27 protein-coding genes and 1 pseudogene are annotated in these 21,565 nt (G+C 40.3%); 3 read left to right on the top strand and 25 right to left on the bottom strand.

Going from position 1 to position 21,565, the window contains the following annotated elements:
• Positions 1-33 precede the first annotated feature (33 nt).
• The 17 genes from AXE83_RS07005 to AXE83_RS07085 form a co-directional block, all read right to left on the bottom strand.
• Complete coding sequence (locus tag AXE83_RS07005; RefSeq protein ID WP_060955915.1) at positions 34-2,580, bottom strand: M1 family metallopeptidase; 2,547 nt, start codon at positions 2,578-2,580, stop codon at positions 34-36.
• 122 nt (positions 2,581-2,702) lie between these two features.
• The gene (locus AXE83_RS07010) at positions 2,703-3,143 is read right to left on the bottom strand and encodes an ASCH domain-containing protein (RefSeq protein WP_060955916.1); all 441 of its coding nucleotides are present in this window, start codon (positions 3,141-3,143) and stop codon (positions 2,703-2,705) included.
• A complete protein-coding gene (locus tag AXE83_RS07015) occupies positions 3,140-3,988 on the bottom strand; it encodes a putative PEP-binding protein (RefSeq protein WP_060955917.1) in 849 nt (282 codons plus the stop codon). The genes AXE83_RS07010 and AXE83_RS07015 overlap by 4 nt, the downstream gene beginning before the upstream one ends.
• Before the next feature lie 41 nt (positions 3,989-4,029).
• The gene (locus AXE83_RS07020; protein WP_060955918.1) at positions 4,030-4,758 is read right to left on the bottom strand and encodes a GNAT family N-acetyltransferase; all 729 of its coding nucleotides are present in this window, start codon (positions 4,756-4,758) and stop codon (positions 4,030-4,032) included.
• Positions 4,745-5,245, bottom strand: coding sequence for an NUDIX hydrolase (locus AXE83_RS07025; protein WP_060955919.1), 501 nt, complete (start codon positions 5,243-5,245; stop codon positions 4,745-4,747). The genes AXE83_RS07020 and AXE83_RS07025 overlap by 14 nt, the downstream gene beginning before the upstream one ends.
• A 39-nt stretch (positions 5,246-5,284) precedes the next feature.
• Positions 5,285-5,890, bottom strand: coding sequence for a DUF6707 family protein (locus tag AXE83_RS07030; protein WP_060955920.1), 606 nt, complete (start codon positions 5,888-5,890; stop codon positions 5,285-5,287).
• 50 nt (positions 5,891-5,940) lie between these two features.
• Entirely contained in the window at positions 5,941-6,312 is a 372-nt protein-coding gene (locus tag AXE83_RS07035; RefSeq protein ID WP_060955921.1) for an Imm51 family immunity protein, read from the bottom strand.
• A 53-nt stretch (positions 6,313-6,365) separates the two neighbouring features.
• The gene (locus AXE83_RS07040; RefSeq protein ID WP_060955922.1) at positions 6,366-6,704 is read right to left on the bottom strand and encodes a DUF7716 domain-containing protein; all 339 of its coding nucleotides are present in this window, start codon (positions 6,702-6,704) and stop codon (positions 6,366-6,368) included.
• 18 nt (positions 6,705-6,722) lie between these two features.
• The gene (locus AXE83_RS07045; RefSeq protein ID WP_060955923.1) at positions 6,723-7,142 is read right to left on the bottom strand and encodes an SMI1/KNR4 family protein; all 420 of its coding nucleotides are present in this window, start codon (positions 7,140-7,142) and stop codon (positions 6,723-6,725) included.
• Between the two features lie 18 nt (positions 7,143-7,160).
• Positions 7,161-7,496, bottom strand: a complete 336-nt coding sequence (locus tag AXE83_RS07050; protein ID WP_060955924.1) for a hypothetical protein — start codon at positions 7,494-7,496, stop codon at positions 7,161-7,163.
• 36 nt (positions 7,497-7,532) lie between these two features.
• Positions 7,533-8,231: a 3-oxoacyl-ACP reductase gene (locus AXE83_RS07055; RefSeq protein ID WP_060955925.1), complete on the bottom strand. Its 699-nt coding sequence runs from the start codon at positions 8,229-8,231 to the stop codon at positions 7,533-7,535.
• The gene (locus tag AXE83_RS07060) at positions 8,224-8,460 is read right to left on the bottom strand and encodes a DUF2829 domain-containing protein (RefSeq protein WP_049479736.1); all 237 of its coding nucleotides are present in this window, start codon (positions 8,458-8,460) and stop codon (positions 8,224-8,226) included. Before AXE83_RS07060 ends, AXE83_RS07055 begins: the two co-directional genes overlap by 8 nt.
• A 98-nt stretch (positions 8,461-8,558) precedes the next feature.
• The gene (locus AXE83_RS07065; RefSeq protein ID WP_060955926.1) at positions 8,559-9,485 is read right to left on the bottom strand and encodes an aldo/keto reductase; all 927 of its coding nucleotides are present in this window, start codon (positions 9,483-9,485) and stop codon (positions 8,559-8,561) included.
• A gap of 100 nt (positions 9,486-9,585) precedes the next feature.
• A complete protein-coding gene (gene metG / locus AXE83_RS07070) occupies positions 9,586-11,583 on the bottom strand; it encodes a methionine--tRNA ligase (protein WP_060955927.1) in 1,998 nt (665 codons plus the stop codon).
• Between the two features lie 134 nt (positions 11,584-11,717).
• Positions 11,718-12,977 carry an ABC transporter permease gene (locus tag AXE83_RS07075; RefSeq protein ID WP_060955928.1) on the bottom strand — a complete coding sequence of 420 codons (1,260 nt, stop codon included), beginning with the start codon at positions 12,975-12,977 and terminating at the stop codon, positions 11,718-11,720.
• Between the two features lies 1 nt (position 12,978).
• On the bottom strand, positions 12,979-13,680 hold the full coding sequence (locus AXE83_RS07080) for an ABC transporter ATP-binding protein (protein WP_060955929.1): 702 nt from the start codon (positions 13,678-13,680) through the stop codon (positions 12,979-12,981).
• The gene (locus tag AXE83_RS07085; RefSeq protein WP_060955930.1) at positions 13,664-14,851 is read right to left on the bottom strand and encodes an efflux RND transporter periplasmic adaptor subunit; all 1,188 of its coding nucleotides are present in this window, start codon (positions 14,849-14,851) and stop codon (positions 13,664-13,666) included. The genes AXE83_RS07080 and AXE83_RS07085 overlap by 17 nt, the downstream gene beginning before the upstream one ends.
• 241 nt (positions 14,852-15,092) lie before the next feature.
• Between AXE83_RS07085 and gor the strand changes: the two genes are divergently transcribed.
• Complete coding sequence (gene gor, locus AXE83_RS07090; RefSeq protein ID WP_060955931.1) at positions 15,093-16,439, top strand: glutathione-disulfide reductase; 1,347 nt, start codon at positions 15,093-15,095, stop codon at positions 16,437-16,439.
• Positions 16,440-16,775: 336 nt separating this feature from the next.
• Positions 16,776-17,315: a biotin transporter BioY gene (locus AXE83_RS07095; protein ID WP_060955932.1), complete on the top strand. Its 540-nt coding sequence runs from the start codon at positions 16,776-16,778 to the stop codon at positions 17,313-17,315.
• A 51-nt stretch (positions 17,316-17,366) separates the two neighbouring features.
• On the opposite strand, the gene AXE83_RS07100 is transcribed toward AXE83_RS07095, so the two are convergent.
• Positions 17,367-17,582, bottom strand: a complete 216-nt coding sequence (locus AXE83_RS07100) for a YdbC family protein (RefSeq protein ID WP_060955933.1) — start codon at positions 17,580-17,582, stop codon at positions 17,367-17,369.
• A 98-nt stretch (positions 17,583-17,680) separates the two neighbouring features.
• On the opposite strand from AXE83_RS07100, the gene AXE83_RS07105 reads away from it, so the two are divergent.
• Positions 17,681-18,001, top strand: a complete 321-nt coding sequence (locus AXE83_RS07105; protein WP_060955934.1) for a hypothetical protein — start codon at positions 17,681-17,683, stop codon at positions 17,999-18,001.
• Positions 18,002-18,031: 30 nt separating this feature from the next.
• On the opposite strand, the gene AXE83_RS07110 is transcribed toward AXE83_RS07105, so the two are convergent.
• From AXE83_RS07110 to rpsP, 7 genes and pseudogenes are all read right to left on the bottom strand, one after another.
• Complete coding sequence (locus tag AXE83_RS07110) at positions 18,032-18,370, bottom strand: ATP cone domain-containing protein (RefSeq protein WP_001196044.1); 339 nt, start codon at positions 18,368-18,370, stop codon at positions 18,032-18,034.
• A 12-nt stretch (positions 18,371-18,382) separates the two neighbouring features.
• Positions 18,383-19,102 carry a tRNA (guanosine(37)-N1)-methyltransferase TrmD gene (gene trmD / locus AXE83_RS07115; RefSeq protein WP_060955935.1) on the bottom strand — a complete coding sequence of 240 codons (720 nt, stop codon included), beginning with the start codon at positions 19,100-19,102 and terminating at the stop codon, positions 18,383-18,385.
• The gene (rimM, locus tag AXE83_RS07120) at positions 19,092-19,610 is read right to left on the bottom strand and encodes a ribosome maturation factor RimM (RefSeq protein ID WP_060955936.1); all 519 of its coding nucleotides are present in this window, start codon (positions 19,608-19,610) and stop codon (positions 19,092-19,094) included. Before rimM ends, trmD begins: the two co-directional genes overlap by 11 nt.
• 36 nt (positions 19,611-19,646) lie before the next feature.
• Positions 19,647-20,429, bottom strand: a complete 783-nt coding sequence (locus AXE83_RS07125; protein ID WP_060955937.1) for an alpha/beta fold hydrolase — start codon at positions 20,427-20,429, stop codon at positions 19,647-19,649.
• A 95-nt stretch (positions 20,430-20,524) separates the two neighbouring features.
• Positions 20,525-20,824 (bottom strand): annotated as a pseudogene (locus AXE83_RS07130) (MazG nucleotide pyrophosphohydrolase domain-containing protein); the annotation flags it as partial.
• A gap of 186 nt (positions 20,825-21,010) precedes the next feature.
• Positions 21,011-21,250, bottom strand: coding sequence for an RNA-binding protein KphA (kphA, locus tag AXE83_RS07135; protein WP_000379617.1), 240 nt, complete (start codon positions 21,248-21,250; stop codon positions 21,011-21,013).
• Positions 21,251-21,269: 19 nt separating this feature from the next.
• A complete protein-coding gene (gene rpsP / locus AXE83_RS07140) occupies positions 21,270-21,542 on the bottom strand; it encodes a 30S ribosomal protein S16 (protein WP_000268760.1) in 273 nt (90 codons plus the stop codon).
• Positions 21,543-21,565: the final 23 nt, after the last annotated feature.

A 21,565-nucleotide genomic window follows, 5' to 3' on the forward strand; every position in this document is an offset into this window, starting at 1 on the left:
TGAGTTTTTGTAATCTAGTTAGACTAGAATCTTTTAAGCTTTGCTATATTGAGCTACAACTGCTTCAACTGCTGCTTTTTCACGCTTAATCAATTCAACGCGAGCTGCGATTTCCTTGATTCCCATACCGATGTTACGGCTAAGAGCTAGGTCAGAAAGTTGTGGCTCAAAGAATTCCTTGTATTCTGTCAAGCGTTGCTCTGTCTTGAATACATGGGCAGGAAGGATAACAAAGCTATCAAAGCTCATATCTCCTCCAAGGGCCGACTTAATCCAAGCCCAGTTTTCACGCGCCCAAGACCACGCTGTTTCCTGGGTTGCTTGATGACCTAAGAACTGGAAGTACCAAGCTGATAAGTCTTGTGGTTTTACCACAAATTTGTCCTTCCAAGAAGCAATCAAGGTTTGGATATTATCCGCATCTGTACTGTAGGCAAGAGCAGCTGCCAATTGGCGTTTAAAGGCAGCATCTGTCGCATGAGTATAAAGATCGAGATAAGTTGCGACCAATTCCTTAGTCTCATGGTGTTTCATTTCATTGATGAGAACTTGTGAACGAATAGCTGCTGGAAGTCCTGAAAGATTATCCTTGTGGGCTGCGAAAATTTGGCTAGCAACTTGACTGGCTTCCCCGTCATTTGAACGAATCATCATGGAAATTGTCAATTGACGAACCAATTCATCCTCATCAGATTCACCCTCTTTAGCTTCAAAACCAAGACGATCATAGTTGTAGCGAGCCAGTTTAGCAATAAGGGCTTTAAAGGCTTTTTCTGCCTCAGTTCCTTCATCGATAAAGCGATCAAGCGCTCCGATAACTTGTGAAACTGCTGAAACAACAAGATAAGATTCTTCTTGTGCTAATTGATCCACTACCGGAAGCAAGTCTGCATATGAAATGTGTCCTGCTTCAGCAAGTAAACGACGTTCTTGGACGATTTGAAGTTTACTTGTGTTATCAAGTTCTACTAGGTCTGCAAGCACAGCATCAAGTAATTGACCTTGATAGTCAGTAATGTAGTGGGCTGTATTTTCAGTGTTAAGACGAAGGGCTGTCTTGTTTTCAGCAAGAAGTGCTGCATAGCCAGGGATTTCGATACTTTCAGTTTCGAGAGTATCTGGTACTCCTTTCCAGTTGCTGTTGAGTGGTACAACCCAGAGACGATTCTTGTCTTCGTGTTCACCGATGAAGAATTGTTTTTGCGAAATCTTCAAAACATCATTTTCAACAGTGGCAGTAAGGACTGGATAACCAGGTTGTTCCAACCAAGAATCCATGAAGGCTGCCACATCACGGCCTGATGCTTGACCAAGGGCATCCCAAAGGTCACGACCAATGGTGTTTCCGTATTGATGCTTTTCAAAGTAAGCGTGCAATCCTTTAGCAAAATCAGCATCTCCTAGCCAACGACGAAGCATGTGCATAAGGCGGCTACCTTTGGCATAGACGATAGCTCCATCAAAGAGCGTATTGATTTCATCTGGGTGTTTGACTTCAACGTGAACAGATTGAACGCCATCCGTCGCATCGCGTTCAAGAGCAAGAGGTACTCCACCTGTTTGGAAGTCCTCAAAAATATTCCAGCTTGGTTCGATGGCATCCACACAGACATATTCCATCATGTTAGCGAAACTTTCATTGAGCCAGAGGTCATCCCACCATTTCATAGTTACTAGGTTACCGAACCATTGGTGAGCAAGCTCATGGGCAATGACTAGAGCAACTTGTTGACGGCTGGCAAAGGTTGAGTTTTCATCCACAACCAAGTAAACTTCACGATAAGTTACCAGACCCCAGTTTTCCATAGCACCTGCTGAGAAGTCAGGAAGGGCGATGTGGAGAGATTGAGGAATTGGGTATTTAACCCCATAGTAGTCTTCGTAAAACTCGATTGAGCGAACAGCGATATCTAGTGAGAAATCAAGGTTTGAAAGTGGATGTGCCTTTGTTGAGTAGACACCTACCAGCGTACCGTTTTTAGTTTTAGCAGTTACCCCTTGCAAATCACCAGCAACGAAAGCCAGCAAGTACGAAGACATACGTGGAGTTGTTTCAAATTTCCAGATACCAGTTTCCTTGCGGTTTTCAACGTCAATCTCTGGCATGTTAGACAAGGCAAGTTCGCCTTCCGCTTGGTCAAATCGAAGAGCTAGGTCAAAGGTTGCTTTGGCTTCTGGCTCATCCACACATGGGAAGGCTTCACGAGCAAAGTGGCTCTCGAATTGTGTTGACAAGACTTCCTTCTTGACACCATCAACTGTGTAGTATGAAGGATAAATCCCTGTCATGTTATCTGTGATTTTACCAGAAAAGGCAAGAACCAATTCAACTTGACCAGCCTCAGCCAATTCGATATGAAGAGCTTCGTTTTCATTATCAACTGTAAATGGACGATCTTGACCTGCAACTTCAACTGAAGCGATTTCCAAGTCTTTTTGGTGGAGGGAAATACGGTCACTTTTAGCTTGACCAGTAATGGTTACTTTTCCTGAAAACGTCTTAGTCTCACGACTCAAGTCTAAAAACAAATCATAATGTTCAGGAACAAATGTATCGATATAATGTTCTACTGCTTGCATCATTTTCTCCTATTCTATATTTCTGAGCAAATGCTCTAGTTCAAACATACCTATTTTATCATATTTTAAGTCAGAAAAAAGCTTTGGACAGCGATTTCCAAAACTTTCTTCCTTCTAGTAGTCTACAGAGGGTAGACCTTGCGAAATTCTTCCAAAACAACCTTGCTGTCAGGTGTAAAAGTCAGACCTGCTTCTCCTAAGCAGTCTTTGAAAAAGTCTTCATGAACCTGACGCCAATAGGCTAAAGATTTGTCACCTTCCCCTTCTTTGAAGGCATGGTCGGCTGAAACCTGATGGAAAGGCTGAACGGAAACCTTTGTAATTTCAATAATGCAGATAGCTTGATCCTTACTGTCTAAAATAACATCAAAGGTCCCTTCTTGGGGAAGGGGTTCGTCCTCTACTGCGTAAAGATCGTAAGCTGAGGCAGTTGCTGTTTTTTCGCCTTTTAAAACCAAATCTGCCAAGAGATCGGCTTCTACTCCAAAAGCCCAGGCATCGATTTCATCTCCGATAGAGGGGTTGATTTGCTTATAGGCATTCCACATTTCTTGAGGTGTCATAAGTTGCTCCTTTGTATTTTTTTACTTTCTTCTTTTACACGTTTGAGATGATCTGGATGGTCAATCTCTAAATTAAAAATCTCCGGAATAGAACTGTAGTGGATCATGCACTCAATCCCCATCTGATTCATTTTTTGTATGAAAGAAGGATTCAGATAGCCTGCTACAGCGAAATCTATCTTTTTCATCCTTGCTTTATCCTGCATCTGTCTCAGCATTTCTAACATAATGGGACTTTCCATATCATGCCATTGACTATTTCTCACAGTTGCAAAAACAAAAGAAGTCAAATCATTCATTCCCACTACAATCTTTGAAATACCAGTTTCCAGTACCCTGTCCAAGTCAAAATAAGCTGACGGTAATTCAATCATTGTTCCAACTTTTCCAGTAAAACCATGCTGGCGCAATACTCTAATTGCTTGTTTTAACTGTTCAGCATTATTGACAAAAGGAAAAATAAGAGACAGATTAGGATTGGTTTGATAAACTTCTGTAACGACATGTGCCTCAGCCTGAAATTCATCTGGACACGCCAATAAACGCCTAGTCCCTCTATATCCAAATAAGGGGTGGCGTTCGTCAAAATACTCTTTAGTCCCGTCTAGACTATTTGCTTCTGCATTTGTTAACTCTGAAAAGCGATACCAGACTTCTTCATCTGAGTATAGATGGCAAATAGTGTCTAGATAATCTTTTACAAATTGCTGACAACTTTTTAGCAGTATATTTTGACTGATCTCCCTCACCAAATATTCGCCACGAATCATACCAACATGATGAAATAGTTGTGGGTAAATTTTTTCAACAATTCTTTCGCCACTAAGAGCCAGTTGATTTTGCATGTCCATTCACCTCGTCTTAAGAGATACAATATCAGATATCATTATATGACGCTTTCATCTAGTTCAAAAGCTTCATAAGATTCAACTAACTCATATCCTAAAAATTCTGCTACTTTTTTAGAAGCCTCGTTATGAGCATCCCAAAGAGGAAATATATCCCTATTTAAACTCTCTAGAATCATTGCAGCACCAAGCTTTTTAGCAAAGCCATTTCCTTGTTCGTTTGGTCTAGTTGCAACTTCCACTTCAACTGCTCCACGGTAAACTAACCCTGAGGAAATCCCAGCAATCAGTTCTTTATTTTTAAGAACCACAAAGCCAAATCCACCTTTTAAAGAAAAATCCTGATAAGACTCAAAATCTCCCTTTAAATCTTGTGACCATTCTTCCTCAGAAAGGCAGTTATAAATACGATTATCAATAGGTACAATATTGTAACCTTCCTCTAAATGACTAACTAGATCATTTAGAAATTCAATTTGAAAATTTGCCCTATCTTTAAAAGAATAGCGAGTAAAAGAAATTAGCTCCACTTTCTGATGCAGAAAATCTTGCCAATTGGTATTTTCTGAAATAATAATCTTATAATCTAAACCATATTTCCTAACAAAATCTTCCCAAAATCTGGGATTCAACTCCCCTGCTAGGTATAGAAAATTCCCAATATCATAAAAACTTGTTGTCCCATCACTGTTTCGGTATACAGTTCCAATTTGAGATTTAAGACCATAGAGAACCATATTTTTCTTCCATGTTTTAAATAGTTCCATTATCCCCCATCTTTACCTTCCAATTTCTATATCTTGTCAGTTCTAATTCAGGAAATCCACGTGACTCTGCCTTCACTTTTAATATTAAAGGTGAGGCATTTTCTTCGGTAATTTGCTCAAGAGAAAGCCAAATTGCCTTTGCTGAATCGTTACTTCCATCAAGAACTTCATGAGGAAGGGATTTTTGAGAGCCTTCGAAATCGAGTACTATATCATAAAATGCCATGATATGATGTACTGCGAAGTCTTGCCCTTCTTCTTGAACCAGCACATCATAAATCCTAGGATTGCAATAACGGCTAAGAGTATAGCCTGTCTCTTCCAAAACTTCTCTCTTGAGAGTTTCTGTCAAACCCTCACCGATTTCCTGACTACCACCAGGTAAATCAAAACGATGCTGATAAGGCCCTCTCGTTTTCTCAATGCAAAGCAATTTCCCATTCTCATAGCAAACGCCATAGACACCAAAGTGTTTTTTGATTTCCATATTCTACTCTTTCTAACAATCCAAGATTGAAAACTTACATCATCCCTTAAATGGATAGAGGCTATAGATTTCATGCTCCTTGATATACTTCTTCAGTATCTCCATATTCTCTTCGATTTTTGCCTGAATATCTGTCTCTTCACACGTTGACTCAGCAATAAAGAGGTGAATTTTTAATAAATCAGTCAGGTATAGCAGACGACGTTCCATTTCTGATTCAGGGCTTAGAGCCTGCTCGATTTTTGCAAGCTTTTGCTCCAAGCTATCACCATTCAAAAATCTCTGATGAACTCTCCTTCTAATTTTTTGAGTGGATTCCTCCCCTTGTTCTAACGGAGATAAAAGGAGTTTTTTATAGACGAATACCTGATTTTCTGCCTCTCTTTCCAGATAGGCCAATAAAACTAGAGAGCTATCAACAAAGGTCCAAGTGTTATAATTTCCTTCAAATGGGACTTGTATGATCCTATCTAATAATTCCTTAGCCATTTCCTCTTGGTCATCTAGATAAAGTAAATAGGCTAGATGATTCAGTGATTCGAGATAGCTAGCTTGGGTTTTCTTATTCTTTTTTAAAATTTTATCTAAATAGAGATGTAGGTCTGGATGATTTTCCACTAGCTCAACTACTTCTGGTAACTTCATCTGAAATCCTTTCTATTATCTTCCCAATAATTTAAAACAATTTTAGTCAATTAATCCAACTCTGCTCGACTAAACAAGTCTTTCATGGCTTCGATATCATCGCAAAACTCTTTAAATCCTAAAGCGAATTTAGCCAAGGCGTCCACCTTGGAAGAATAGGCACAAAACATACTTCCTTCAGGATCAAAGTCGATAGCATCGCTTAATTCAGGCATTTTTTCCTCCAAAAATACCAAAGCTAGCGATTCCCAATCGTAGCCATTTCCTTCAAATCCCTCCTCTTCTCGAGTATCAAACACTTCCTGTCTGTATTCTCCATCAGGGTAATAAATGAGCGATCCGCGAACATTTTGAGGATCCTCATCATAAACAAGCAAGTTAAAAGGGGCAATTTTTTCATTTATGTTTTCGTAATCTATCATTTCTTAACTCCTTTTTATATTGTCAATGGAACTGCAACATTCTAGCTTTGTAACTAGGGTTCAAAGGGCATAAAACTATCATGCTGCTGATAATAATTCAAAGCCTCGACCAAGTCTTGGGGACTTGCATTTGGCTTTTCTTCAAGTGCTACGGAAAGAACGTCAATCAACTGCTCTCCATAGTAGACTAGCTGGAGATCTTGCTCCACTACATCAGCAGGGTAAATATCACGGTCTTCTACGACATCCGGATAATTTGATACCCAATAGGACCTAGCTAGTGCTAGTTCTCCATCCTCCTTGCCATAGAGGCAAAAATCATCTGATGATAACTTGTCCATGCGTACCTGCTCGATGATCTGATCTAGTGAAAGTTCTTGGTATTTCCGCATCCCTTCTCCTTTTTAGTCTCACTCTTCAACAAAGGAATTCAAAAAATCCTCAAAAGATGGCCATTGACCATACAAATCAGCTTTTTCTTCTAAAACATAGAAGTAAATCTTGCCATAATCCTCTGCCCTTAGCGAAAGAGCATAGTTGCCAGATCCAGGATCATAGGCGAAATGAAGAAGGTCTGTGGCCTTAAATCCTGCAGGCACCGCCTCATCGTCAAACCATGTAAGAGACTTCCTCATCTCATCAAGTGAATCAAAGGAATTAAAAGGAAAGAGATGATGTTCATCGTGGACACCCCTTACTTGGGGCTGGCCTCCGTTGTACTTGAGGTAAAAATCCTTCATGGCTTCCGGTAATTTCTTCCCAAGAATCTCCTCAAATTGTAAAAAATCTTCTTTTGAAATCGGTGAATCTGCATCTAGCACTCTAAACATGATTAATTTCTTCCTTTTTTACAATTCTTCTTCCAACACCTTATCAATAAAGTCATAGACGTTTGCAGCAACTTTTTGCATTTCTAAGGAGCCTAAAGCGCCCAAGTCATTTTCATAAATGCAATCATCAGCATTTTTCTTGATAAAGTAGGCCAAATCTCCTTCCTGTCCAATCATAAAATAATCTGGCTCTACTTCCTCAATCTGATAAGTCTCATTACGCTCCTCTAGATCCTCCTTGGCATACAAACAGATACCTGTATCTCCAATTTCATAGGGGTCAATCTCTTTCCAGTCCGTTAAAAACTGATAGTAGAGATTGGGCAAAACAAATCCAAACTCATCTCTTTTCATAGCTTACCTCCAGATATTCACAGAATACCAACTATGCTACTTCAAAGACCATCCACCGTCAATTGTCATAATTTGCCCTTGCATGGCAGATGCCTTCCCACTGGCCAAAAAGAGACTAACTTCTGCCACTTCCTCTGGCTCAATCCAGCGTTTGATGGGTGTTTCACTGGCTACCCAGTCTGCCAGACCACCTGGTTCAAAATCAGCTGCGGTCATACCAGTCTTAACTGCACCAGGAGCAATGCCAAAGACCTGAATCCCAGCTTCTGCATAGTCTAGAGCTAATTGTTTGGTAAAGCCTGCCAAGGCATGTTTGGACGAGGTATAGGCGTGACCACCCCCGCCTGCTAGACTTGAGGCAATGGAACACATATTGATAATGATTCCCTTCTTATTCTCTAGCATTTGCGTCAAATAATAACGAGTCAGCTCTACTGGAGTCACATAGTTGATTTCAAAAATCTCTTGGATTTCCTGAGCAGATTGTTCTAGTAAAGGTTTATAGTCATCCAAAACTCCAGCTGTATTGCAGAGAACATCCACCTGAGGGCACCAGTCAAAAATTGGTTCCAAGTCAAGCGTTAAATCACGTTGTAAAAAGTGAAAGTCACCCTGTAAATCAGGATTTTCACCCTGATCCACCCCATAAACCTGATAGCCATTCTTCAAAAAAATTTGAGCTTGAGCAAGACCGATACCAGAGCTAACTCCTGTCACCAAAACTCGTCTAGTCATGAACTTCCACCCAATCTGTCGCTAAGACATCACAAGGAGTTGGGCTCCACATAGAAAAACCTTCCCCTTCACCAGATACATTGATGAGGAAATAGGGTGTCACTTCAAGGGCGATGCCATTTTGTTCAATGGTATCAAAGAGCTGGACATAGTTTTCAGCTCCGCCCCAGCCAGTTCGTACATATTTTTTCTTAGCCTTTAGTCCAGGCAAAATTTCTTCAAATGTCATGTTTTTCTCCTTTGTTATCTATGAATCTTAATTTAATTATAACAAAAAACCGTTTTCCAACGGCTTTTTGACTGTGATTTCTTAAAATGCATTTTTTCCTATGGCAAATCATTCCCAGCTGCTAGGTAAATCTCATACCATTCTTTTCGAGTTAGGTTAACATGACTTGCTTGGCTTGCCTCTATTAAATGCTTTGGATTGGTTGTTCCTACTACTGCCTGCATCTTAGCTGGATAGCGTAACACCCAAGCGATAGCAATAGCTGATGGGCTCACACCGTATTTTAAGGCTAATCGATTTAGGACTTGGTTTAGTTGTTGAAACTTCTCATTGCCGACAAAATTCCCTTTGAAATATCCGAACTGCAAGACTGACCAGGCCTGAATAACCATGTCGTTTAATTTGCAGTATTCAAAGATGCTTCCATCACGCAAAGCTGCCTTGTCACCTTCCATATTGACATGGAAACCTGATTCAAATCCTGGCGTGAAAGCTGCGCTTAGTTGTAATTGATTGATAGATAAAGGTTGTTTGACTTCTTTCTTCAGTAATTCCATCATCATAGGATTTTGATTGGACACACCGAAGTCTCGAACTTTACCTGATTTGTGTAGAATATCAAAGGCTTGAGCCACTTGATCAGCTTCCATCAAGGCATCTGGGCGATGGAGAAGCAAGCTATCTAGATAATCAACCTGCAATCTTTTTAGAATCCCGTCTACTGACTCTAAAATATAATCTTTTGAAAAATCAAAATAGGTAAATTCTTCTATGCGAATGCCACACTTGGACTGGATCCACATCTTTTCTCGCAGGTCAGGACGATTGTTTAACACTTGTCCCAGTAATTCTTCGCAACGACCTCCACCATAGATATCTGCCAAGTCAAAGGCATTGATTCCTACGGATAGGGCTGTTTCAACCAACTCCTCAACCTCTTTAACCGACTTGTCACTGATTCGCATCATGCCTAGAACGATTTCGGACAATTCTCTTTTCTCTTGACCAAATGGAATGTATTTCATGGCAATTTCCTCCGTTTTTCTTCATTATAAAGCAGAATGACACTTTTATCAACTGCTATCTCACAAAAGAAAAGAACCAGCTCAAACTGGTTCTTTAATCTTATCCAATCACACTTCCGTTTGGTACAGCTGGATCAACTGTGAGAAGGGTTAATTTGCCATCATGTTCAGCTGAGAGGATCATACCTTGGCTGACATATTTCTTCATCATCTTACGAGGTTTAAGGTTGGCAACGATTTGGACTTTCTTGCCGACCAATTCTTGTTCGTTTGGATAATATTTTGCAATACCAGAAAGGATTTGACGGTCTTCACCGTCACCAGCATCAAGGCGGAATTGAAGCAACTTATCAGAGCCTTCCACTTTAGAAACTTCTTTGACCTCTGCAACACGGATTTCGACCTTGTCAAAGTCTTCAAACTTGATTTCATCCTTGTTGAGTTTGAGTTCAACTTCATCTGGATTCCATTCTTTTTCGACGGCTGGTTTGTTGCCTTCCATTTGTTCCTTGATATAGGCGATTTCTTCTTCCATATCGAGACGTGGGAAGATTGGGGTTCCTTTGGCAACTACTGTTACTCCTGCAGGGAAATCTGCCAGGCTCAAGTTTTCAAGGCTAGTAACTTCTGCTAGACCAAGTTGAGTCAAGACTGCACGACTAGTTTCCATCATAAATGGCTCAATCAAGTGAGCTACGACACGAAGGCTAGCTGCCAAGTGGCTCATCACACTTGCCAATTGGTCACGAAGAGCTTCATCCTTAGCCAAGACCCATGGAGCTGTCTCGTCTATGTATTTGTTAGTACGTGAGATAAGAGACCAGACGGCTTCAAGCGCACGTGGGTAGTCAACTGCTTCCATGTGTGTATGGTAGTCAGCGATTGATTGTTCTGCAACGTCAGCAAGAGCATTGTCAAATTCTGTCACACCTTCTACATAGGCAGGGATTTGACCATCAAAGTACTTGTTAATCATTGAAACCGTACGGTTGAGGAGGTTTCCGAGGTCATTTGCCAATTCATAGTTAATACGCCCTACATAGTCTTCTGGAGTAAAGGTTCCGTCTGAACCAACAGGAAGGCTACGCATGAGGTAGTAGCGAAGCGGATCTAGACCATAGCGTTCTACCAACATTTCAGGGTAAACGACATTCCCCTTAGACTTGGACATCTTACCGTCTTTCATGACAAACCAACCATGGGCAATCAAGCGGTCAGGTAATTTAACATCCAACATCATAAGAAGGATTGGCCAGTAGATGGAGTGGAAACGAAGAATGTCTTTTCCTACCATGTGGAAGACGGTTCCATTCCAGAACTTATCAAAGTTACCATGCTCATCTTGACCATAACCAAGAGCTGTCGCATAGTTAAGAAGGGCATCGATCCATACATAGACAACGTGTTTTGGATTTGACGGGACAGGTACACCCCAGGTAAAGGTTGTACGAGAAACTGCTAAGTCTTCCAAACCAGGCTCAATGAAGTTACGTAGCATTTCATTAAGACGGCCATCAGGAGTGATGAAGTCAGGATGTGATTTGAAAAATTCGACCAAACGGTCTTGGTATTTGCTGAGGCGAAGGAAGTAAGATTCTTCTGAAACCCATTCCACTTCGTGGCCTGATGGAGCGATACCACCAGTTACATTTCCAGAGTCGTCACGGAAAACTTCCGCAAGTTGACTTTCTGTAAAGAATTCCTCATCTGAAACTGAATACCAACCAGAGTATTCACCCAAGTAAATATCATCTTGAGCAAGCAAGCGTTCAAAAACTTGAGCCACTACTTTTTCATGGTAGTCATCAGTTGTACGGATAAATTTATCGTATGAGATATCCAATAATTTCCAGAGTTCTTTAACTCCAACTGCCATGCCATCAACATAGGCTTGAGGTGTGATGCCAGCTTCTTCTGCTTTTTGTTGAATCTTTTGGCCATGTTCATCAAGACCAGTCAGATAAAAGACATCGTAGCCCATCAGGCGTTTGTAGCGAGCTAGGACATCACAGGCGATAGTCGTGTAGGCAGAACCGATATGAAGTTTACCAGATGGATAGTAAATCGGTGTTGTAATATAAAAATTCTTTTCAGACATAATTTTTCCTTTCCAGGCAAATGAAACCTGTTTTTCTAACACTTCATTATATCATATTTTGATGATTTTCGATAAGGAAATCCATACAAAAACAAGACAGACTGATGTCCATCTTGTTTTTCCTGTTGATTATCTTATTCATAGCGAAGAGCTTCAATCGGATCTAACTTAGAAGCCTTATTGGCTGGTAGAACACCAAATATCATACCGATGCCAGCTGAGACAGCTAAGCTAAAGAGAGCGATTGGGATGGATACGCCAACTTCGATTCCTGCAATCATATTTTGAAGAAGAACTCCTGCAAGCATGGTCACCCCTGCAGCAAGCACCAGACCGATGAATCCACCTAACATGGTCAAAATCATGGATTCAATCAAAAATTGAACCAGAATATTAGCTCGTGTAGCTCCTAGTGCTTTTCGTAGACCAATCTCACGGGTACGCTCTGTCACCGAAACAAGCATAATGTTCATAACACCGGTACCACCAACAAAGAGAGAAATCCCCGCAATGGCACTAATAATCGTTGTTACAAAGCCAAACATTTGTTGCACTTCTTGGAAGGCGGCAGAAGCATCTCCTACCTGATACTCCCCTTGTTGGAGACCTGCAATCTCCGTCATTCTTCTTGCTAACTCAGGTCCCAAAGTCTGAGTCAGAGTCGTATCGTTAACACGAAAAACAATATCAGAAATTTCGTCGGTGTTAAAATTAGCCGCAAGAGAAATATTGGTCGTGATTGGTAGTCCTCCGACTCCAAAGGCTTTTGCAGCCTTAGCTTCTTTACTTGCATAAACACCAATAACACGGTAACTGATTTCATTTACTTCAACAAGCTGATTGAGTGCTTCTTGTGCAGAACCAAAAAGGCTATTAGCAAGTTCTTCATCTAAAATGATAACACTAGCGAAATCCTTATAATCTTGTGTTCTTAAACTACGGCCTGCAATGATTTCATTTTCAACCGCATCCATATAGGTGATGTTTCCACCTGTCAAGCTGGCACGTTCAACCTTCTTATCCTTATAAGTCAAGGTCACATTGGCTGAGTTAGTCACATAGTAACTATCCACTCCCTTGAGTTTAGCAGCTTCTTTAACCCAGGCTTCTTGTGGTTTAGGTAGTTCAACAAAAACATCTTCCTCTTTACCAGACAGGGTTAGAGCAGATTGCTTCTGAGTAAAGGATCCGTCCTTACTCTTGGTAGGTGAGAAAAAGACATGGATATCTTTCTGGGACTTGGTCATGTTTTTATTGACTTGACGCGACAGGGAGTCTCCCAAGGCCATGATGACGACAACGGATGATACGCCGATAATGATACCAATCATGGTTAAGAAAGAACGCATCTTGTGGGCCATAATGGATGAAAAGGCAAATTTCAGATTCTGCATCTTAGTTTTCCTCCTTTTCTACGAAACCACTATCAGATGAAATGACGCCATCACGAATGACAATCTGACGCTTAGCGTAAGCAGCGATTTCAGGCTCATGCGTAACCATAATGATGGTTTTTCCTTCTTTATTTAGTTCAACTAAGAGTTGCATGATCTGATTTCCAGTTTTAGTATCCAAAGCTCCAGTAGGCTCATCTGCCAAGATAATCGAAGGATTGTTAACAAGTGCACGCGCTATGGCAACCCTTTGCTTCTGACCACCTGACAACTCCGAAGGTAAGTGATGGCTACGCTCAGTCAACTCAACCTTTTCCAGATACTCTTCTGCTAATTTGCGACGTTTTGAAGCTGAAACTCCAGCATAAATCAAGGGCAATTCTACGTTTTGAAGAGCATTAAGCTTAGACAAGAGAAAGAATTGTTGAAAGACGAAGCCGATTTCCTGATTTCGAACCTTGGCTAATTGTTTTTCACCCAAACCAGCTACTTCTTTTCCATCTAGAAAATACTGCCCACTTGAAGGGGTATCTAACATACCAATGGTATTCATGAGGGTAGACTTCCCAGAACCAGATGGTCCCATGATTGCCACAAATTCTCCCTCATGAACTTCTAGGTTAATATTCTTGAGGACTAGTAGTTCTTGATCACCATTACGATAGCTACGGCAAATATTTTTGAGGCTAATTAGTTGCTTCATCAGTCTTCACCTCTTTTCCTTCTTGCAAGGAAGCTGTCGGATTACTGATGACTTTTGCTCCATCTGTCAGACCAGATGTGATTTCTTGATTTTCTGCATCTGCATTGCCCAATCCAACTTCAACTTTTTTGGCTTTTTGATTTTCATCAAGAATCCAAACATAGTTTTTATCTTCTTCCATAACTACACTCGAAATTGGAACAATCAAGGCCTTGCTCTTATTCTTGACTTCAACACTGACTGTAAAGCCCTGTTTCAAGTCACCGATTTCACTAGTTACATCGACTGTATATGGGTATTTAGAACCTGTGTTTGAACCAGCTAAGCTACTGCTTGCTTCACTGTTATTTTTTGGATAATTTGAAATATAGCTAATCTTACCATTCCAAGTTTTATCTGGGTAAACCTTGGAAGTGAAAGTGACTTCTTGACCTACAGATAGATTGGCAAGGTTGTACTCAGAAAGCTCTCCCTTGACCTGCAAGTTATCGTTACTTACGATATGAATCAAAACTTGACTATTTCCTGTTGGAGATTTTGAAACGTTCCGATTCACTTCAACAACTGTTCCCTCTACCGTACTCAAAACTGTAGCTGCATTCAACTGGGCTTGAGCTTTTTCGAGTTGCGCTTCTGCATCTGCACGCACATCACGAGCATCGCTGATTTGAGAATCAATAGCAGCTGTAGCAGAACCGGATGACTGAGCTGGCGCTTGTCCAGTTGCTCCTTCTAAACCTGCTTGCGGAAGGCTAGGTGTTGCTGCGGCGGTATTTCGAGACTCATTCAGTTCATTGATATGACGGTCAGCTTTAGCAACAGCACGACTGGAAGCATCATAGGCAGCCTGGGCTTCTGTGCTACTATACTTAACGAGAGCCTGTCCTTCGCTGACCTGATCACCAACAGAAACCAAGACCTCATCCAAGTCACCCTTGCTTGCATCATAATAGATGTATTGTTCATTCTGAGCAGTTACTGTACCAGATAAAAGAACTGAAGATGCCACAGACCCCTCTTTGGCAAGGACAATCTTAGCAGATTCATCTTTTGCTGCAGCTTGATTTGGTTGTCTCAATAGAAGAACAGCTGCTGCTCCCACTACAAGTACTGACGCCACTCCAATAGCAGTAAATAAAGGCCATTTCTTAGCTTTTGACTTTCTTTTCATAGTAATACCCCTTTTATAAATATATATGTTAAGATTATAGCACACATCCTAAAAATGGACAATTAATTTCTCATTATCCAAAAACATTTGCTAAAATCTTTTATTGTTGTATTAGTTATATAATACACTTTCTTTTTTATTTTTGCAAGCATTTTCTTAAAAATTTTAAGCGTAGCAGATTTTTGCATTGACCTCCAAAAAAAGATAGAATATGACTAGAAAACAAGTAAAGGAGCTTTCTATGAGAGAATATGATATTATCGCCATTGGAGGAGGTAGCGGGGGAATTGCTACCATGAATCGTGCTGGTGAACATGGTGCTAAGGCGGCAGTTATTGAGGAAAAGAAATTAGGTGGAACTTGTATCAACCTCGGCTGTGTCCCTAAAAAAATTATGTGGTACGGTGCTCAAATCGCAGAGAGTATCCACAAATATGGACCTGACTATGGTTTCACAAGCACTGGGAACGAATTTGATTATGCAACGCTTCGTAAGAATCGTGAAGCCTATATTGACCGTGCTCGTTCTTCTTATGGTGGAAGCTTTAAGCGTAACGGAGTTGATTTGATTGAAGGACGTGCCGAGTTCGTTGATGCTCATACAGTCAGTGTCAATGGTGAGTTGATCCGTGCTAAGCATATCGTGATTGCAACTGGGGCCCATCCTCATATTCCTGCCATTCCTGGTGCTGAACTAGGTGGTAGTTCTGATGATGTCTTTGCCTGGGAAGAATTGCCTGAATCGGTAGCTATTCTAGGTGCTGGTTACATTGCTGTCGAATTAGCTGGCGTACTCCATACCCTTGGTGTACAGACTGATTTATTCGTCCGTCGTGAACGTCCACTTCGTGGATTTGATAGCTATATCGTTGAGAGTCTAGTTCAGGAAATGGAAAATACAGGACTAAACCTCCACACCCATAAGGTTCCAGCAAAACTTGAAGAAACCGAAGAAGGCATTAGGATTCATTTTGAAGATGGGAGCACCCATACCGCCAGTCAAGTTATCTGGGCAACTGGTCGCCGTCCAAATGTTGAAGGACTTCAACTCGAAAAAGCTGGTGTTACTCTCAATGAACGTGGCTTTATCCAGGTTGATGAATATCAAAACACTGTCGTTGATGGTATCTACGCTCTTGGAGATGTCACAGGTGAGAAAGAACTTACTCCTGTCGCAATCAAGGCTGGCCGCACTCTATCCGAAAGACTCTTCAACGGCAAAACCAATGCCAAAATGGACTACACGACTATTCCAACTGTTGTCTTCTCTCACCCAGCTATCGGAACTGTCGGTCTAACTGAGGAAGAAGCTATCAAAGAGTATGGACAAGAAAACATTAAAGTTTATACTTCAAAATTTACTTCTATGTATTCAGCAGTAACTAGCCACCGTCAAGAAGCTCGCTTCAAGCTAGTTACAGCTGGTGCAGACGAAAAGGTAGTTGGTCTTCATGGCATCGGCTACGGCGTTGATGAAATGATTCAAGGTTTTGCTGTAGCAATCAAGATGGGAGCTACAAAAGCTGACTTTGATGCGACGGTCGCTATTCATCCTACAGGTTCAGAAGAATTTGTGACCATGCGTTAATACAAAAAGAGACCATCTTGGTCACTCAGATTGAAGAAAAAGCCTATATAAGAGCATTTTCTTCAATCTTTTTCTTTTATTAGAGCAAATTATAAAACACTTAAAAATAGCATCCCATCAGGATTCCTAAGAATTTTCACTATGTGATAACCAATCTCCATAAGGGTGCTTTTTTTATTACGGATAAGATCTATCTGTGTTCTGAAAAAAATCCTAGCCGACTTTTTTGTCTCAATCGGCCGTTACAAATTTGTAACCTTTATTTTTAAAATAGGTTGACAATCATCCCCCTTCCAGTATAATAGTTACTATAAATTAAAAAAGAGGTTAACTATTATGAAAAAAGCACACATTTACGCTATTCCTGCTATTGGAGCTGCTCTGATTGCAGTATTAGCCCAAATCAGTATCCCAATTGGACCAGTACCATTTACTCTACAAAACTTTGCTATCGGACTCATTGCTACTGTTTTTAGACCAAGGGAAGCCGTTCTTTCTGTTGGTCTCTATCTCTTGCTGGGTGCTATCGGTATTCCTGTCTTTGCCAGTGGAGGAGCTGGTTTTCATGTTTTGGTAGGTCCAAGCGCTGGCTATCTTTGGTTTGACCTTGTCTATGCTGGGCTTACGTCCTATCTTATCCATAAGAAAAGTAGCTATATTCGTATCTTTCTTGCAAATCTCTTGGGAGATTCCCTTGTCTTTGTTGGTGGTATTCTCAGCCTCCACTTCCTTGCTGGTATGCCTTTTGATAAAGCACTAGCTGTCGGTGTTATTCCCTTTATCATTCCTGATCTTGCAAAAATCCTTGCCATCAGTTTTATCGGTCGACCACTCCTTCAACGTCTCCATACTCAATCCTATTTTTCAAGCAAATAAAAAGAGGCCGGGTTTTTCCCAGCTTCTTTTGGATTATTCTTACATGATTGCTTATTGATTCTTAAAGGCATCGACCATCACTTGAAACTCCTCGTTTGAGAGCGTGATTCCTTTCCCCATCTTAGTGTGGTCTGGACTCCAAGCACGAATGTCAAACTTTGCTGGTGCTCCATTAAAGCTGACACGATTGATTTCCTTGGTCCAACCTTTTTCATTCTCTGAGAGCGTAAGTAAGTGTTCTTCGATTTCAAATGAAAATTCTGCCATTGTATTCTCCTTTTAATTGTCTTCACTTGATTATTCGTAAAATCTTGTAGATTTTTTTAAAATTGTATATAATAATGGTAAAAAGAAGGGAGGCTCCGATGAAAGATTTATTTAAACATATTCAACAAAAATTCCAAGGATTTCTCAACGGACGAGAAGAACCAGATCATTCCAAAGCTGACTCCCTGACAAGTGCCATTAAAGAGGCACTCCTGAAAAAAACTGCTGTCCACATTATTTTATCAGATACAAGTTTTACAGGGGATATCATCAAATTTGATACGGACCGCCAGCAAATTATCGTTAAAAATTTTGCAAAAAATGTGACCCGCATTATTCGAGTCCCAGATATTCAAAAAATAAGTTTTGTTCCCTCAACTGTCCAAACTGCCCAAAAAAATCGATTTAAGAAAGAGTGAGATGAGTTTTCTTCATCTCACTCTTTTCTATTAACGGATTTGTTCAAAATGAAGGTGAACAGCAATATGTTCTCCGTAACCACTTCTCTCTAAATCCCGCTGCAAACGGTAAGAGATATAGTGTTCAGCGATGGTAATGTAACCTGCACCAAGCAAGCGATGCTCAACCATTGATTGAATCATGCTGATTGTTGCACGCTCCACTTTTGCCTCTTCTAGATCCAAGACAACTTTCTTAGTTACCTGAGCTAGATTTTGACGTAAATCATCTGTCAAAACATAAACCGTTTGAGCAGCTTTGAGAATGGCTTGATAGATTTTATCTGGATCAAAGTCGGCAACTTGTCCATCACGTTTAATGACTTGCATAGGCTTCTCCTTTTAATTTGTATTTTCTTTAATGTCCGCTAACATTTTAGCTTCTTCTGCTGTTAATTCATAATGTTCCAACAAATCTGGTCTACGCTCATAAGTTTTTTTGAGACTTTCATAGAGACGCCATTGGCGAATCTTCTCATGATGCCCACTCATAAGCACTTCTGGAACCACCATACCTCGATAATCATAGGGACGTGTGTACTGAGGATATTCAAGGAGGCCTGATGAAAAGCTATCATCTTGATGACTGGTTTCCTTCCCAATTACTGCTGGTATCAAGCGAACCGTCGCATCAATCATGGTCATTGCTGCCAGTTCACCACCAGTCAAGACATAATCACCTAGGGAAATCTCATCTGTTACCAAGGTTTTGATCCGTTCATCATAGCCCTCGTAATGACCACAGATAAAGATGAGTTCCTCTTCTTGTGCTAAATCTTCAGCATAGGCTTGATCGAACTGTTTCCCAGCAGGATCCAAAAGGATCACGCGCGGATTTTTCTTTTGAATAGCATCAAAGGCATCAAAGATCGGTTGCGCTCGCAGGAGCATGCCTTGACCACCACCGTAGGGTTCGTCATCGACATGACGAGCCTTTTCAGCATATTCACGAAAATTATGATACTGGATGTCAAGAAGTCCCTTTTCACGGGCCTTTCCAACGATAGAATGTTCTAGCGGAGAGAACATCTCTGGAAAGAGGGTTAAAATATCAATCTTCATCGTCTAACCCTTCTAAGAGTTCTACATCCACGCGCTTATTAGGAATATCAACATTGAGCACGACCGGTGGGATATATGGTAAAAGCAGATCACGTTTTCCCTTACGCTTAACTACCCAAACATCATTGGCCCCTGGTTGAAGAATTTCCTTAATGGTTCCAATCAAGTTATCACCCTCGTAGACCTCTAGTCCAATAATCTCGTGATAGTAAAATTCACCCTCATCTAGGCCATTAAGGTTTTCTTCCGCAACCTTCAAACTGTAGCCCTTGTATTTTTCGATATCATTGATGTGATACATATCCTTAAATTTGATGATGTCAAAGTTTTTATGCTTACGGTGACTTGCGATAGTCACAGTTTTAACAAATTGATCCTTCTCATCAAATAAGGCCAGCTCTGCACCTTTTTTAAAGCGTTCTTCCGAAAAATCCGTCACAGATAAGACTCTCATCTCACCTTGCAAACCTTGCGTATTGACGATTTTTCCAACGTTAAAATAGTTCATTTGATCTCCTGTAATTTCCTTATCTCCATTTTCTTCTTACAATTTTTTAATAATATCTACAATTTTCTCTGATTCGGACCACTGTAAATAATGGTGATTCCCTCCTAAAATGAGTTTAGTATTGGAAGTCCAATATTCTGATTCTCTGTACTCTTTTTCTCTATAAGGCTGACAAAAAATAAATACAGGGACATGAGATTCTATCGACAAATTCTCAAAATCTTCCTCAGTAATTTCTCCAGATATCTGAAATTCTGGATCTTGATTTTCCAACTCTAAGCCTTTTTCTTGCATTAATTTCCAGATTTCTTTGTTAGTTTCAGGGTTAAATGTGGATTGAGTTAAGTTCTTAAAATAAAGTTCAGGACCAAATTCTTCAATCAGTCTCATTTGCTCTTCCATTTCTGGATAAGGATTTTCTGAAAAATCAGCAAACATTACTTTTTTAGTGGTCGGTTCAAGCGCTACTAAAGCCTGGCACTTAATTGGTTTGTTGAGCAATTTGCAAGCTAAAATTCCACTCAAACTATGTGCACAAAGTATATATTCAGAAATCGCCAATTCTTCAAGTACTTTATAAACCGCATCTGCAAGATTATCCAGATTATTTCCAGTTTGGTCATAAATCGGACTCCTACCTGTGTTCGGAAAATCAATTGTCAAATAACCAATTGTAGGAGGAAGTTTTTCAAATATAAGTGAAAAATTTTCATAACTTGGTAGCAAACCTGCTCCATTTAGACAAACTAGCACTTTCTTTTGCTTTTGATAAGTAACAAAGAGACCGCCAATTTTTGTAGTTACTTCAAACCTCTTCATAAAGAAATCCACTCATTCTATAACAATGATTTATTAAAAATCCTTATCCTTTATTTTATCACGTTCCAGGGATTTTCACAAGTTGGAGGAAAAAGCTAGTTCTGATCTTCGGCTTCTAAAAATCCTTCCAAATCTCGTTCATGCTGATATTTGATAGCTGCCTTTTTGTCTTTTTCAAAAATGGTCTTGGTTAGATCAATGTCGTTGATGGCTGCAATTGCAATGGTGTAGTGAATGATATCAACCAGTTCTTTGGCAAGTTCCTCGTTCGAATCTTGAACTCCCTCTTTTCGACCAGAGCGACCATTCAAAACTTCGGCTACTTCTCCGACTTCCTCCACTAGCTTGATAAAAAGACCTTCCTCAGTTCGAGACTACTGGTAATGTTCGAGTAATACTCTTCGAAAATCAAATTCAAACTACGTCAGCTTCACCTTGCTGTACTCCAGTACAGCCTGCGGCTAGCTTCCTAGTTTGCTCTTTGATTTTCATTTAGTATAACTAGTCTTGTAATTGTCTAAACGTTAAATCCTTCATATCCTGCTCCTTGCAAAAAAAGCGAGACATCCGTCCCGCTTTTCTTATTTTTCGTCAATAACGATTCTTACTTTTTTGTCTTCAGTTGGGACAGAGTAGACAATCGTTCTTATCGCAGAGATAGTGCGACCCTTACGACCAATCACACGACCCACATCGCTTTGGTCAAGATCCAGATGATACTCCAAAAATTCTGGTGTATCTTCAATCTTGATAGTTAAGGCATCTGGTTGTGAAATCAAAGGTTTCACAATTGCAATAATGAGATTTTCAATCGTATCCATCTGTCAACCTACTTTAGAATTATTTAGAGAATTTAGAATCGTGGAATTTCTTCAATACGCCTTCTTTTGAAAGGATGTTACGTACTGTATCTGAAGGTTGAGCTCCATCAGCCAACCATGCAAGAACGCGGTCTTCTTTCAAAGTTACTTGGTTTTCAGCAACAAGTGGGTTGTAAGTTCCAACTGTTTCGATGAAACGTCCGTCACGTGGTGAACGTGAATCTGCTACGTTAATACGGTAGAAAGGTTTTTTCTTAGAACCCATACGAGTCAAACGGATTTTAACTGCCATTTTTAATATCTCTTTTCTTTTAT

Source organism: Streptococcus sp. oral taxon 431 (assembly GCF_001553685.1).
GTDB lineage: Bacteria > Bacillota > Bacilli > Lactobacillales > Streptococcaceae > Streptococcus.

Coding starts and splice junctions, on each gene's coding strand:
- AXE83_RS07080 (WP_060955929.1), bottom strand. CDS start 13,680: ATGAAGCAACTAATTAGCCTCAAAAATATTTGCCGTAGCTATCGTAAT.
- kphA (WP_000379617.1), bottom strand. CDS start 21,250: ATGGATACGATTGAAAATCTCATTATTGCAATTGTGAAACCTTTGATT.
- rpsP (WP_000268760.1), bottom strand. CDS start 21,542: ATGGCAGTTAAAATCCGTTTGACTCGTATGGGTTCTAAGAAAAAACCT.
- rimM (WP_060955936.1), bottom strand. CDS start 19,610: ATGAACTATTTTAACGTTGGAAAAATCGTCAATACGCAAGGTTTGCAA.
- trmD (WP_060955935.1), bottom strand. CDS start 19,102: ATGAAGATTGATATTTTAACCCTCTTTCCAGAGATGTTCTCTCCGCTA.
- AXE83_RS07015 (WP_060955917.1), bottom strand. CDS start 3,988: ATGCAAAATCAACTGGCTCTTAGTGGCGAAAGAATTGTTGAAAAAATT.
- AXE83_RS07025 (WP_060955919.1), bottom strand. CDS start 5,245: ATGGAAATCAAAAAACACTTTGGTGTCTATGGCGTTTGCTATGAGAAT.
- AXE83_RS07045 (WP_060955923.1), bottom strand. CDS start 7,142: ATGTTTAGAGTGCTAGATGCAGATTCACCGATTTCAAAAGAAGATTTT.
- metG (WP_060955927.1), bottom strand. CDS start 11,583: ATGTCTGAAAAGAATTTTTATATTACAACACCGATTTACTATCCATCT.
- AXE83_RS07110 (WP_001196044.1), bottom strand. CDS start 18,370: ATGCAAGTCATTAAACGTGATGGACAAGTTGCCGACTTTGATCCAGAT.
- AXE83_RS07020 (WP_060955918.1), bottom strand. CDS start 4,758: ATGGAACTATTTAAAACATGGAAGAAAAATATGGTTCTCTATGGTCTT.
- AXE83_RS07005 (WP_060955915.1), bottom strand. CDS start 2,580: ATGCAAGCAGTAGAACATTATATCGATACATTTGTTCCTGAACATTAT.
- AXE83_RS07040 (WP_060955922.1), bottom strand. CDS start 6,704: ATGCGGAAATACCAAGAACTTTCACTAGATCAGATCATCGAGCAGGTA.
- AXE83_RS07085 (WP_060955930.1), bottom strand. CDS start 14,851: ATGAAAAGAAAGTCAAAAGCTAAGAAATGGCCTTTATTTACTGCTATT.
- gor (WP_060955931.1), top strand. CDS start 15,093: ATGAGAGAATATGATATTATCGCCATTGGAGGAGGTAGCGGGGGAATT.
- AXE83_RS07105 (WP_060955934.1), top strand. CDS start 17,681: ATGAAAGATTTATTTAAACATATTCAACAAAAATTCCAAGGATTTCTC.
- AXE83_RS07075 (WP_060955928.1), bottom strand. CDS start 12,977: ATGCAGAATCTGAAATTTGCCTTTTCATCCATTATGGCCCACAAGATG.
- AXE83_RS07095 (WP_060955932.1), top strand. CDS start 16,776: ATGAAAAAAGCACACATTTACGCTATTCCTGCTATTGGAGCTGCTCTG.
- AXE83_RS07055 (WP_060955925.1), bottom strand. CDS start 8,231: ATGACTAGACGAGTTTTGGTGACAGGAGTTAGCTCTGGTATCGGTCTT.
- AXE83_RS07065 (WP_060955926.1), bottom strand. CDS start 9,485: ATGAAATACATTCCATTTGGTCAAGAGAAAAGAGAATTGTCCGAAATC.
- AXE83_RS07100 (WP_060955933.1), bottom strand. CDS start 17,582: ATGGCAGAATTTTCATTTGAAATCGAAGAACACTTACTTACGCTCTCA.
- AXE83_RS07060 (WP_049479736.1), bottom strand. CDS start 8,460: ATGACATTTGAAGAAATTTTGCCTGGACTAAAGGCTAAGAAAAAATAT.
- AXE83_RS07010 (WP_060955916.1), bottom strand. CDS start 3,143: ATGACACCTCAAGAAATGTGGAATGCCTATAAGCAAATCAACCCCTCT.
- AXE83_RS07125 (WP_060955937.1), bottom strand. CDS start 20,429: ATGAAGAGGTTTGAAGTAACTACAAAAATTGGCGGTCTCTTTGTTACT.
- AXE83_RS07030 (WP_060955920.1), bottom strand. CDS start 5,890: ATGAAGTTACCAGAAGTAGTTGAGCTAGTGGAAAATCATCCAGACCTA.
- AXE83_RS07050 (WP_060955924.1), bottom strand. CDS start 7,496: ATGAAAAGAGATGAGTTTGGATTTGTTTTGCCCAATCTCTACTATCAG.
- AXE83_RS07035 (WP_060955921.1), bottom strand. CDS start 6,312: ATGATAGATTACGAAAACATAAATGAAAAAATTGCCCCTTTTAACTTG.